12 protein-coding genes are annotated in these 12351 nt (G+C 37.8%); 11 read left to right on the top strand and 1 reads right to left on the bottom strand.

Annotated elements, in window-relative coordinates:
- Nucleotides 1-39: 39 nt before the first annotated feature.
- On the bottom strand, nt 40-1119 hold the full coding sequence (locus NGM44_RS01390) for a hypothetical protein (protein WP_253223906.1): 1080 nt from the start codon (nt 1117-1119) through the stop codon (nt 40-42).
- Between the two features lie 405 nt (nt 1120-1524).
- On the opposite strand from NGM44_RS01390, the gene NGM44_RS01385 reads away from it, so the two are divergent.
- The 11 genes from NGM44_RS01385 (at nt 1525) to NGM44_RS01335 (ending at nt 12351) form a co-directional block, all read left to right on the top strand.
- Nucleotides 1525-2436: an inovirus-type Gp2 protein gene (locus NGM44_RS01385; RefSeq protein ID WP_253223905.1), complete on the top strand. Its 912-nt coding sequence runs from the start codon at nt 1525-1527 to the stop codon at nt 2434-2436.
- A gap of 131 nt (nt 2437-2567) precedes the next feature.
- Nucleotides 2568-2909 carry a hypothetical protein gene (locus NGM44_RS01380; RefSeq protein WP_253223904.1) on the top strand — a complete coding sequence of 114 codons (342 nt, stop codon included), beginning with the start codon at nt 2568-2570 and terminating at the stop codon, nt 2907-2909.
- 25 nt (nt 2910-2934) lie between these two features.
- Nucleotides 2935-3930: a DUF932 domain-containing protein gene (locus NGM44_RS01375; RefSeq protein ID WP_253224590.1), complete on the top strand. Its 996-nt coding sequence runs from the start codon at nt 2935-2937 to the stop codon at nt 3928-3930.
- A gap of 135 nt (nt 3931-4065) precedes the next feature.
- Nucleotides 4066-5124, top strand: a complete 1059-nt coding sequence (locus NGM44_RS01370; protein ID WP_253223903.1) for a YqaJ viral recombinase family protein — start codon at nt 4066-4068, stop codon at nt 5122-5124.
- Between the two features lie 123 nt (nt 5125-5247).
- Nucleotides 5248-6183 (top strand): hydrolase or metal-binding protein, encoded by a 936-nt coding sequence (locus NGM44_RS01365; RefSeq protein ID WP_253223902.1) that lies wholly within the window; start codon nt 5248-5250, stop codon nt 6181-6183.
- Nucleotides 6184-6302: 119 nt separating this feature from the next.
- Nucleotides 6303-6566 carry an AlpA family transcriptional regulator gene (locus tag NGM44_RS01360; RefSeq protein WP_253223901.1) on the top strand — a complete coding sequence of 88 codons (264 nt, stop codon included), beginning with the start codon at nt 6303-6305 and terminating at the stop codon, nt 6564-6566.
- A 125-nt stretch (nt 6567-6691) separates the two neighbouring features.
- A complete protein-coding gene (locus NGM44_RS01355; RefSeq protein ID WP_253223900.1) occupies nt 6692-7342 on the top strand; it encodes a LexA family transcriptional regulator in 651 nt (216 codons plus the stop codon).
- Between the two features lie 109 nt (nt 7343-7451).
- Nucleotides 7452-8723, top strand: coding sequence for a Y-family DNA polymerase (locus NGM44_RS01350; protein ID WP_253223899.1), 1272 nt, complete (start codon nt 7452-7454; stop codon nt 8721-8723).
- Between the two features lie 235 nt (nt 8724-8958).
- On the top strand, nt 8959-10617 hold the full coding sequence (locus tag NGM44_RS01345) for an Eco57I restriction-modification methylase domain-containing protein (RefSeq protein ID WP_253223898.1): 1659 nt from the start codon (nt 8959-8961) through the stop codon (nt 10615-10617).
- On the top strand, nt 10598-11710 hold the full coding sequence (locus NGM44_RS01340) for a DNA cytosine methyltransferase (RefSeq protein WP_253223897.1): 1113 nt from the start codon (nt 10598-10600) through the stop codon (nt 11708-11710). The genes NGM44_RS01345 and NGM44_RS01340 overlap by 20 nt, the downstream gene beginning before the upstream one ends.
- On the top strand, nt 11707-12351 hold the full coding sequence (locus tag NGM44_RS01335; protein ID WP_253223896.1) for a hypothetical protein: 645 nt from the start codon (nt 11707-11709) through the stop codon (nt 12349-12351). Before NGM44_RS01340 ends, NGM44_RS01335 begins: the two co-directional genes overlap by 4 nt.

Here is a 12351-nt window from a genome sequence, read left to right as displayed (position 1 = left end):
CATGGATTTATCACCCATGCTGATTTTTTCAATTATAAACTAATCATCAAATGGGCTGTCATTTTTATAACCAAATTCAATCAGCTTTTCTAAAGCTTGTATTCGATTCATTCTCCACTCTTTTGCCAGGTAATCGAGTTTTCTGACTGTGTTTTTCTTAAGTATAGCATCAATAATCTCTGTATTTTTCCTACTGTCTCTATATTTTTTTTGCATCATGGATTTTTTCAGCTTATTAATATATCCATGCCTATCCCAGTTGTTTCCAAACAAATCCATTCTGAAAAGAATATATTCAAGTAAAAAGGGTTTATCATTAGAAATCTTATATTCGACAGGTAGCTGAATAGGTGGCAATGTTTTTTGAATATACTCATAGCACCACCATAGCTCATCATACTCAAGTGAGACAAACCATTTCTCATATCTTACATCAAGTTTAGTAAATTGATAGTTTTTAATTGCTTGACTGATAGCATTACGCTTATTTCTTGTAAGGAGTTTTAGTTTTTCATCCAAAAGTAATTGCGGACCATAACCATAAAAATCAATATTCAGATTATGGCAAACATCTAGCGAATGTATTACATTGTCCGCTAGCGAATCTGTAAGACCATAATAGAAGCAAGCCAAACCATCCGTATACCCCCAACCGAACAATGCAAACCAAACATAGAGCAAGCATCTGTTATTCGTCTTTAGATCTTGATAATTTGAATCTTCAATCAAATACTGTTTATAATTACTTATTAGGTTGGTATATTCATGAGGTATGCAATTGTTTAGTTTATATAATTCATAAGAAAGGTAATTGTTATCAAAATAGGTTGAATCAATTTTAATATTTCGAGTTCCGTCTCGTGCTGCTGATTGAGAATCTAGATAAAATCCTATAATAAACTTTTCTCTTTTGTTTAACTTCAAGATAAATTCATCTATGGATTTTTGAATCTCTTTTGCTTGCTTCTCTTCTTCTAATTTTCTTGCAATAGATTCATTCACAGTGGGAAAGCCTTCCCTAAGTGTTGGTTGCCCGCCCTGCAAAACGGTATATTGACTCTCTGAATTGTACTCTTCATTGGGATGCTGACCACTGCTATCAAAAACTGATTGATTCATCAACTTTACTCTCTTAAGCATACTTATTAATACAATCAAATAAAAATGATTATATCAAGAATTGTAGATTATTCAAATGTTTTTCAAGAATAATATTGGATTTTTTTGAATGTTTTTTATTAATATTTCGTAGAAAATTCGTAGATATTTATTAAATTAAGGTATTGATAAAATTATATTTTTATATTACAAATTCAAAATAAATCACTAACTCTATCAATATCTATTTTGAATAAATCATTATACTTTCAATTTTAATCGCTAGTTCTGGCTTGGTTTTCTTCTTCTATCTTTAGCAGGTTATTAATAATATACCCACCCCTATATCCCATCCAAGATATTCACTCTGTAAAAAAATACAACATACTTTTTTGATATGACTTGAAATCAACCAAGGAGTAAGTCATGTCAATTAATCAAAATCCAAATGCTATACTTGTAAAAATCTATCAAATCTGTGAATCACTGCTAAAACCTAACAAAGATAAAATAGCACTACAGAGAATCCAAGATGATCTCAATCGATATTATTCTTTGTTCATCAGTCAAATGAATGCAGACTGGGAATATTGCACTCCGATACAAAAACTGATCGAAATCTCCCAATCCATTTGTCATTCGTCTGATTACTCGGACGAAATGCTTTGGGATGACAATCTGGTCAATAAATTAGCTGTACTGTACAATCAAGAGTACAGTCCAAAAGAGCATCAAGATAAAATATCCAAATCTGAAAAGAAAAACACACAGTCTTTGGAAAATTATCTAACGGCATTGATCACTAGTTACGCTCGGCTATTGTTCGTCAGAGTGGATTTAAAATACTGTTCCGATGCCAATGTGAGCATTGAGCAATTCACTCAAGATATGAATCAGCTAAGAAAGCTGGTTATTGAGAAAAAACATTGCTTTAAGCATCTTAGGGGTCATGTCTGGGCGATCGAGCAAAGCAGTAAGACTGGTAGCTATCATTGCCATTTGCTGTTAATTTACGATGGTAATAAAAAGAATAAAGGTTGGTATGCTGCAAGCCAAGTTGGTGAGAAATGGGGTGAGATTACTGGCAATAAAGGCTGCTACTATAATTGCCATGATGATGAGCGTATCGACCGATTTAAGCAATTAGACTCGCTTGGAATTGGTATGATACACAGAGACCATGTGGTACAAGTACTCAATGCCATCAAAGCTGCCAAATATCTGACTAAGCCTGATAAGTACGATCAACATCCTTTGGTTAAGCTCAAGGGCATGAGAACCTTTGGACATGGGAATATTAACAAGCGCATAACCAAAAAACCAGTAGCTAAGCTGTAAGTCTTCATAGTAAAAATTTTATAGATACATATTACCTTCATGAGCAATGCCGTCAATCTTTGATGATTGGCGGTATCAATTAACCATTTGGTCAGCGCTTTGACCAAATCTATTCAATCTATGGAGTTAATATGAACCCTATCTGTGAAAAATGCTATTCACGCAATACCCATCCCATGACTGGCTCAAGCACCTTTTTTCCACAGTCATTGAACCAAACCTTATTCTCGCCAAGCGTGCTAGCAAGCATTGGCGCATCCATTTGTCGCTATTACCGAGTCAATCCTGCCATCGGTGTCATGACTGGCGTGGTGCTAGGTGGTGCGATCAGCCTTGTGCAAGAGCATCAACGGTTCAAACAGCTTGGTTTTAAGCAGTCGATGTTTTATTGCCAAAACTGCCATCATGTCTTTCATAAGCGTGATGATGTTGTCAAAACAGCATCTGAGTTTGCTGATTTTAACGAAGTTTGATCAATAAAGAATTAAGGAGTTTATGATGGCACATCAAGTAGAAACGATGGCTTATGTTGGTGATAAGCCTTGGCATGGCATTGGTCGTGAGTTATCTCCCAATCAGCCTATCGATGTTTGGGCGGTGGAATCGGGTATGAACTGGCGTATTGAGTCTGCCGATGTCAGCTATACCGCCAAAAATAGTGCAGGACAAAATATCATCATGCCGTATTGTGACCATAAGGTGCTATACCGCTCAGATACTTTGGATGCACTGTCTGTGGTGTCACAGCGGTATCAAGAAGTACAACCAAGAGAAATCTTGGAGTTTTATCGAGACCTAACTGAAAAAGCGGACTTCGAGCTTGAAACAGCAGGTGTCCTAAAAGGTGGTCGTAAACTCTGGGCATTAGCTCGCACGGGTCAATCAGCCACCTTAAAGGGTAAAGATGTCAGTCATGGCTATGTGCTACTTGCTACCGCTTGTGATGGCACGCTTGCTACCACAGCGCAGTTTACTTCCATTCGGGTGGTGTGTAATAACACTTTGGCAATCAGTTTGGCTGATAGTCGTGGTGGTGTAGTCAAAGTGCCACACAGTACTGTGTTTGATGGCGAAAAAGTCAAAGCACAGCTTGGCTTGTCCATCTCAACTTGGGATGAACACAATTATCAGATGAAACAATTGTCCGAACGCCGTGTCACACAGGCAGAAGCAACCAACTTTCTAAACCGAGTGTTTAATGATGCGGATTACAACATCATTCCCTTTGCTACCAATCAACGACAAAACCCAAGCGTCATCCCAAATGCCAAAGCCATGAATCAAATCATGGCGATGTTTAATGGGCAAGGTCGTGGTGCAGATTTGGATAGTGCCAAAGATACGGCTTACGGGCTACTTTGCTCTATTACCGAATTTGTTGATCATGAACGCCGTGCCATGTCGATGGATCATAGGCTTGATTCTGCTTGGTTCGGCACAGGAGCAATGCTCAAGCAAAAAGGCTTGGAAGAAGCAATGCGCTTAGTGGCTTAAGCAGTTTGAGCTATACACCAAGTTATGATTATTACCATATTAACCACGCTCTTAGCAAGGAGCGTGGTTTTATGCTGTCTTTTTAGTGGTAAAACTGATTTTAACCCCATCATCATTTCATCTAAGGAGTTTTTTATGAACGCACCTTTAACCAATTCTATTAATACCAATACCCAGTCCACAGCCATGAAAAAGGCAATGGCTGTTACAAAGCCAAATAAACCTACACGGCTGATTGATACCAAGCGGCTAAGCCATGAGCAATGGCTAGATGTGCGTAAGCAAGGCATTGGCAGTAGTGATGCACCGACTGTTTGTGGTGTCAATCCTTATATGTCACAGCTTGAGTTATGGCTTATTAAGACAGGACGGATTGAACCTGCCAAAGTGACCACAGATGGCTATGCACCGCTATATTGGGGTAAACAGCTTGAACCATTGGTTGCCAAATACTACACCGCCAAAACAGGCAATAAAGTCCGTCGTATCAATGCGGTATTACAGCATCCTGAGCATAAGTTCATGCTAGCTAATCTTGATTATGCGGTGAGCAATCCTGAAGTGGGCGTACTTGAAATTAAAACCGCAGGTGTTCATGGCGCAAAACTATGGCAAAACGGTGTGCCACTGTATGTTGCTTGTCAAGTTCAGCATCAGTTAGCGGTGACAGGTAAACAGCTTGCCCATGTATGTGTCTTAATTGGCGGTCATGAAGCTCGTATGTTTGAGATTAAGCGAGATGAGCGGTTGATTGAATATATCATTGCTCAAGAAAAACGCTTTTGGGAATATGTCGAAAAGGACATTGCCCCACCTGCTGATGGCAGTGAGTCTGCCCAAAAAGCATTACAAAGCTTATTTCCCAATAGCAATCAAGACAGTATCGATTTTAGCGATGATCAGACACTCAACGGCTACTTTGATGAGCTGATCGAACAAAAACGACTGATTGATGAGCATGAATCTCGGTTTGATTTTCTAAAGCAACAACTGTGTCAAGCCATGAAAGAGCATGAAGTAGCGATATTTCAACATGGCTCAATCAGTTGGAAGAAGTCAAAAGACAGCCAAGTCTTAGACAGTAAGGCGTTATTAAAGGATAAGCCTGAGCTATTAAGCCAGTATCCGCAGATTCGTCAAGGTAGCAGACGCTTTTTGATCAATCAGTCTGCATCACCCGCCCACGCCAATTAACCAAGTTTCCAAAAAAAACCGCATAAAACTCATGCCACAAACCGTACGGCATGAGTTTTTTCTTTTGGAATTCAATTGGTATCAAATTTATCAAATAAATCAAGTTATATAAGGAGTCATCCCATGATTAAAGGTTTAGCCATCACTCCACCTGTATTAGGCAGAATTAGCATTGGTAAAGTGGTCGAGAAAAATGGCAAGCGTATGCCACAAAAAGACGATCAATTCACCATCACCAGTCAAATCCAAGGCAAAGACGGCTGGGTTAATCATCCCATAGATGAGAAACTACGCAAGCATAGCGCCAACGGTAAGCTGCGCCAAATACCTGTACGAATGCTGTTTAACACGCCAGAACTGAATTTACGAGCAGAATACACGCTATTTGATCGACAAACAGGCAGACCGATGTGTGTCGGCAATGGTGAGATATGCCAAAGACGGACAAATAACGGGGTAGAAAACCTACCCTGTCCCAGTCCAGAGAATTGCCCACTTGGGCAAAATGGCAATTGTAAGCTGTTTGGACGACTGTATGTGAATTTGGATGACAGTGATGAGCTTGGTGCATTTGTGTTTCGCACCACAGGCTATAACTCCATTCGTACGCTGATGGCGAGATTGAGCTATTATGCTGCTGCATCCAATAACAAACTATCTTGCCTACCATTGCAATTGGTGATTCGTGGTAAATCAACCACTCAAAGTTATCGCACGCCGATTTACTATGTTGATCTTACTTTGCAAGATGGTATTACGCTGAAAGAATCAATTGCTAAGGCACAAGCTATCAATGACGATCTTTCTGAGCATGGCTTCAATCAAGCCGCACTTGAACAAAGTGCTAAGGCAGGATATACCAATTCACAGTTTGAGATTGATAGTGAAGATGGTTTGTTAATTAGTCAGGAGTTTTATCATGAAGTTGAGCAGTCGGATGAAGTACGCAACCCAAGTGCGCAGCCCGAAACACAATTAGGGAAACTTAATCCTAAACAGTTAGAAGATTGGCAAGCAATGGAGTTTGGATTGCGACAGTCTGTTAAACCAGTCAGTTGATGGCATAAAGTCCAGTGCATAAGATGCTACTGGACTTTATGGGATGTTGTAAAAATTTACTGGACTTTGATTTGTTATGTAGGAACTAACTCCTGCAATAACTTACTGGAGAATCCGAGATGACAAATAACGCAACACAAACCAAATTTTCAAATCCACTTGACCAATTTGGTACAGCTCAAGTACCACAAATGATGCGACTTAAGGATGTGATACAAATCACACGCTTAAGCCGTTCTACCATCTATGAAATCATGGATGAAAAGTCGAAACGCTACGACCCCACCTTTCCAAAGCAGATCAAGCTGACTGAAAGGAGCGTGGTTTGGCGAGCTGATCAAATTGCGGCTTGGCTTGAAAGCAAATTTAGCGATGCAAGCTAACGATCCAATGATTTACAACCCCACTTAGGTGGGGTTATTTTTTTTCGCTTAATACAGCCCAATAAACACTTGACTAAACAAACTGAAAAATTTATGATAACCGAAACCTTTTTCAAGACACCACCATGACCCAATTAGATGATACCAAATCCGAATCTCGTCCCAAATCCACTCATGGCGGTCGCCGTGCAGGCAGTGGTCGTAAGCCATCGCCTTTTGGTAGTCCTGTGGCGAAGAAGATCCCTAGAAACTTATTGCCGATGGTAGAGTCTTTAATTCAAAAGAATAAAGCAGGTAAATTGGGTGTGGTATTGACTACAGGTTCTGTACCATTAGATGCGCTTGTCGTACACCCCAATCCAACTAAGCTTGACTTACCCATCGCCACGGAGAAAATCCCTGCAGGCTTTGCTTCTCCTGCTGAGGGTTATATCGAAGATTATTTGGATTTTAATGAGTATTTGGTACGCAATCCTTCGTCCACCATCATTGCTCGCTGTGGCGGTTATTCGATGCTGGATGCCGGGATTGATAAAGATGATTTATTGGTCATTGATCGTGCCATCACCCCAAGTCATCGAGATATTGTCATGGCGGATTTAGGTTCTGAATACACCATCAAGCGATTGCATATCTTGGATGATGGATGTGTCGAACTACATTCTGAAAACAGTCGTGATAATGAAAGCTATCCCAATTACACCTTTAGCGATGGTGATGAACTTGCCATTGTTGGTGTGGTAATGCATGTGATTAAGGATGTGCGTAAGCGATAGCTATCAATATAACTTAACTTGTTCATATTGAAAAGAGTTACCAATTTCAAATTGCAATCTGATAAACTTTACAGTATCATATCGGTAACTTTTTTCAAGATGATATTTCATGTACGCACTGATTGATGGCAATAGCTTTTATTGCTCTTGTGAGCGGATTTTTAACCCTAAGCTTAAAAACAAAGCTGTGGTTGTTTTATCAAACAATGACGGCTGCGTAGTGGCTCGCACGGCTGAAGCCAAAGCACTTGGCATTAAAATGGGCGTGCCATATTTTCAAATCAAAGAGCTGGTGTATCGCGGTAAAGTCATCGCCTTTTCAAGTAATTATGAGCTCTATGGTGATATCTCTGCTCGGATGATGAACACCATTGCAAGCCTTGTCCCTGCTATTGAGATTTATTCGATTGATGAGTGTTTTGCGGATTTAACAGGGATTAATCAAGTAGATTTACTAAAGCTTGGCAAAGAGATTAAAAGCAGAGTCTGGCAATGGGTTGGTATCCCTACTTGTGTCGGTATTGCACCAACTAAAACACTTGCTAAATTCTGCAATCACCTTGCCAAAAGCTATCCACAGCACTTTGGCGGTGTCGTGGTTTGGGATGATTGGTCAAAAGACATTCAACACAGAGCCTTGGCAAGCCAAGCGGTGGATGAAATATGGGGCATTGGCAGTCAAACAGCACTACAGCTTAAGCAATTAGGCATCACCACTGCCAAAGACTTTGTCGATGCTGACAGACATCTTATCAAGCATCATTTTAGCGTCACCACCCAAAGAACATGGCAAGAGATGAACGGCAAACCTTGTGCAGGACTTGAGATTGAAGAGTCAAAGAAACACATCATTAGAAGCAGAAGCTTTGCTAAGGCAATTAGTGAGATTGAGCCATTGCAATCAGCCATCGCTTATCATATCGCTAGTGGTGCCCAAAAGCTCAGAGAACAAAACACTCTAGCTCATACACTGACAGTCATTATCCAAACCAATCCATTTGGCAATCATCAACAGTACTATGGTAAAAAGACCATTGCTCTTACTAAAGGTAGTAATGATACTCGAGTGTTAAACCAACATGCCCAAAAACTGCTTAAAATCCTATACAAACAAGGCTATCACTACAAAAAGTGCGGTATTGAATTGGGTGGGATTGAATCCATCCATCGTGTGCAGTATGATTTATTTGCACAACAAGATGAATTTGAGCATTTAGAAAATCAACATCTGATGCAAACACTGGATGCCATTAACAAGCAATTTGGCAAGGGAAAGCTGATTTTAGGCTCACAAAAACTGTCTGATGACTGGCAGATGAATCGGGGCTTTATGAGTCAAAGGTTTACAACACGGTGGGATGAGTTGTTAAGGGTTGGGTAAACAAAAAGATCATTGTATTTAAATAGACATGCATTATAGTTAAAAGTTTGGTAATATAGCTCGCAATTATCTATGAGACCTTGATTTAATATAATAAGATTCGATTTCACCAAATAACTGTTTAAATTCGGTGATTTGCTTGGTAAATAATAGTCGAATGACCTGTTCTATTAATTAATAAATAAACCCATCTTGAACAAACCTAAACTTATAGCCTGATGTATTGAGGTTTAATTTGAAAAATTATATTGTAAATTTAATTGAAAACCAACTAATCTTGGTGAAAAAAAATGATGAATTAACAATCAGACAACTTTATGAAATCTGCTTGCATTTACAAAATATAGGGAAGTATTCGGACTTAACCCCCAATATGGATTACGATAAAATCCAAAACTATCTACAGTCGGTAAATGAAAAAGAATCACTACGAAAAAAGCGGGGTGTTTACTACACTCCGAAGGATGTAGTTGACTTCATAGTCATAACAGCTCTAAAGTTGGATTATTCCTATATTGAAAATAATGTATTAACCAATAACATTGACTTAATAAAAAAGAATGAGATACTAGACTTTTGCTTTGAAAAAACATTTTTTGAACCCACATGTGGAACGGGCGAATTTTTACTGTCAGTCTTGGATATTAAAATAAAACTATTAAGCGGTATAAAATCGGTTAATTCAGATGATTTACAAAAAATTCTAATGACACTGCATGGAAATGATATAAATACCGAATCAATAGCCATTACCAAATTAAGAATATGGTTATACATTAAAAACCATTTATACGCATCTGCACCTGTAAATATTCTGGATATTCTAAACTCAAATTTTAAAGAGTATGATTTTGTTGATAGTGTATCTGTGGCAAAAAATGAACGATTCAAATATGATTATGCTATAGGAAATCCACCATATGTGGAAGACAGTAAAAGCGGATTGAATATTACTGAAAAGTATGGCAACATTTATGCGAACATTGTGATGAATACCCTAATGCTACTGGAGGAAAATGGTATTATGGGGTTTATTATTCCTATTTCATTTATATCGACCCCAAGGATGAAAAAGCTGCGAACAAGCTTAATGAAAAAGTTGAATAAATTATTTATACTAAGTTATTCAGACCGTCCAGATTGTTTGTTTGCTGGTGTACATCAGAAACTCTGCATAATTGTCGGTAGAAAAAGCAATGACCCCATAAATCAAACTGTCTATACTAGCAACTACCAATACTGGTATAAATCTGAAAGAGAAAGGTTGTTTTCTGAAACTGAAATTGCAATCAATTATTTTGATGATCACGGTTTTATTCCAAAATTGGGGAGCATTTACGATGCAAGAATTTATAAAAAAATTTTAAACCATAATAATAGCTTACTTGATTATTTGACCAAAGAAACAAAAGGCAACAGCCTGTTTTCGGTATCGCTTAATATGCGTACTACATTTTGGGTCAAAGCCTTTTTGAAACCGCATCTCGGAGGTGAGTACAAGCAATTTAATTTTTTTGATAAACAATCTTCTGAGTTTGGCATGTGTCTATTGAACTCGTCTTTATTTTGGTGGTTTTGGGTGGTGGTTTCAGACTGCTGGCACATTACGCAAAAAGAGCTTAAGAATTTTTACATTCCAGATCTTGCACAAATTGATATGGAAACATTTTCAGAGCTTGCACAAAATTTAGAAGTTAGACTTGCAAATACAAAGAAATATGTTGGTACAAAACAAGTTGATTATGAATATAAACACAAGCTCTGTCTTAATGAGATCCATAAAATTGACGACGCTATTGGTCGTTTGTATGGTTTGGAATCAGATGAAGTGACATACATTAAAAATTTTGCTTTAAAATACAGGACGGGTTTTGATGTCTCTAAAAGTAATTGATTTATTTGCAGGCTGTGGTGGATTTTCTACTGGATTCCTTCAAAACGGATTGGAGGTTATTAAAGCTGTTGAATTTGATAAAAGTATCGCAGAAACTTATCAAAAAAATCACCCAAAAACAAAGCTTATTGTTGATGATATTAAAAATGTTGATAATGGTAGTTTTTTTCACCTTAACGAAGCTGATATTATTATTGGCGGACCTCCTTGTCAGGGTTTTTCTATGGCAGGAGCGAGAATTAGACAAGGGTTTATAGACGATCCTCGTAATCAGCTATTCCGACATTATTTTAGCATAGTAAAAACAGTTAAGCCAAAAATGTTCATTATGGAAAATGTTAAAGGCTTACTGACTATGGAAAAGGGTAAAATTTTCAATGAAATAATTGAGATTTTTTCTGATAAAAGTTTATTGGACGGTTGCCGGTATTCTTTATATCACACAGTGTTAAAGGCATCTAATTATGGAATTCCTCAAGGCAGAGAAAGGTTGTTTATTATAGGGGTATTGGATCGTAAGATAAACTTTGAGAATGAATTAAATAAAACTAGGGATATAATCATTCAAAAAAACCCCAGTTTCTTTGATGCAACAACCGTCCACGATGCCATAGCAAATTTATGCGGAACTACTGAAGATGGTAAAGTGGAGAATCCAGAGGCAGTTACTAGATACCAACATTATCTAAGTTCTAAGCATAAGCATATATTCAATCACAATACACCCAATCATTCAAAGGTTGCTATAGAGAGAATGCAAAAAATTGGAAATGGGGAAAACTTTACTGTGTTGAATGAAGAAATTAAATCTGTACATAGTGGCGCATATGGGCGGTTGCATTGGAATGATATAGCGCCTACAATTACTACAAGATTTGACACGCCAAGCGGCGGTCGGTTTATTCACCCTAAAGAAAACCGAACTCTTACACCAAGAGAGGCGGCAAGAATACAATCTTTTCCAGATGAATTTATTTTTTATGGGAACAAATCTTCAATTTGCCGTCAGATTGGCAACGCAGTCCCTCCCAAGTTGGGGTATTTTTGGGCTGAGTTTACCAAATTGATTTTAAGTGAGGAGGCTTCGACATGAGAGTAATTACAGAAAATAGAAAAGGCAATAATGTTAATTGTTACATTATTGATATTACAGAAGTAATGAAAAGAAAAGCTTTAAAATTTGCTGACGGAATTATCCTTTCTAACAATCAGTATTCTAGGCTTGTTCCCGATGTTGCAAAGACTGATCCTGAATTGCAGCAAAAATTAGAAATACAAAGAACTTATGTTGGCAAATTGGGAGAGTTGGCTTTTTTGGAATATCTTCATTATCATCACTTCTATCCAAATATTGAAGATATGTTTAAAATTTATCCAGGTCAGGGAAATACTGATGGTTTTGATTTTGAAATTAATGGTCGTAGCATTGACATTAAAACAGGATTTAGACCTATCCACAAAAAACTTTTGATAAACATGCAACAATTTACAAATACACCTAAAAACTTTTATGTAGCGGTGCATTTAAACGGAAAAGATAGTCATTCCGAACAAAAAACCATTGATTTAAATAGTATCACCGAAGCAACAATTAAAGGCTATGCAGACTGGTATGATCTAAATAATCAAGACGATAATGTGGGAAATTTTGGTGAAGGCTTGGCAAAATTTCGCGACTATAATAGATTGTTTGGTATTGATGGGTTATTAAATCAATTAGGATTAACGAGGTAA

Origin of the sequence: Moraxella sp. FZFQ2102, assembly GCF_024137865.1 — a bacterium.
GTDB lineage: Bacteria > Pseudomonadota > Gammaproteobacteria > Pseudomonadales > Moraxellaceae > Moraxella.
Note: the sequence above shows the minus strand (reverse complement) of the source record. Positions and strands in the feature narration are given on the sequence as shown.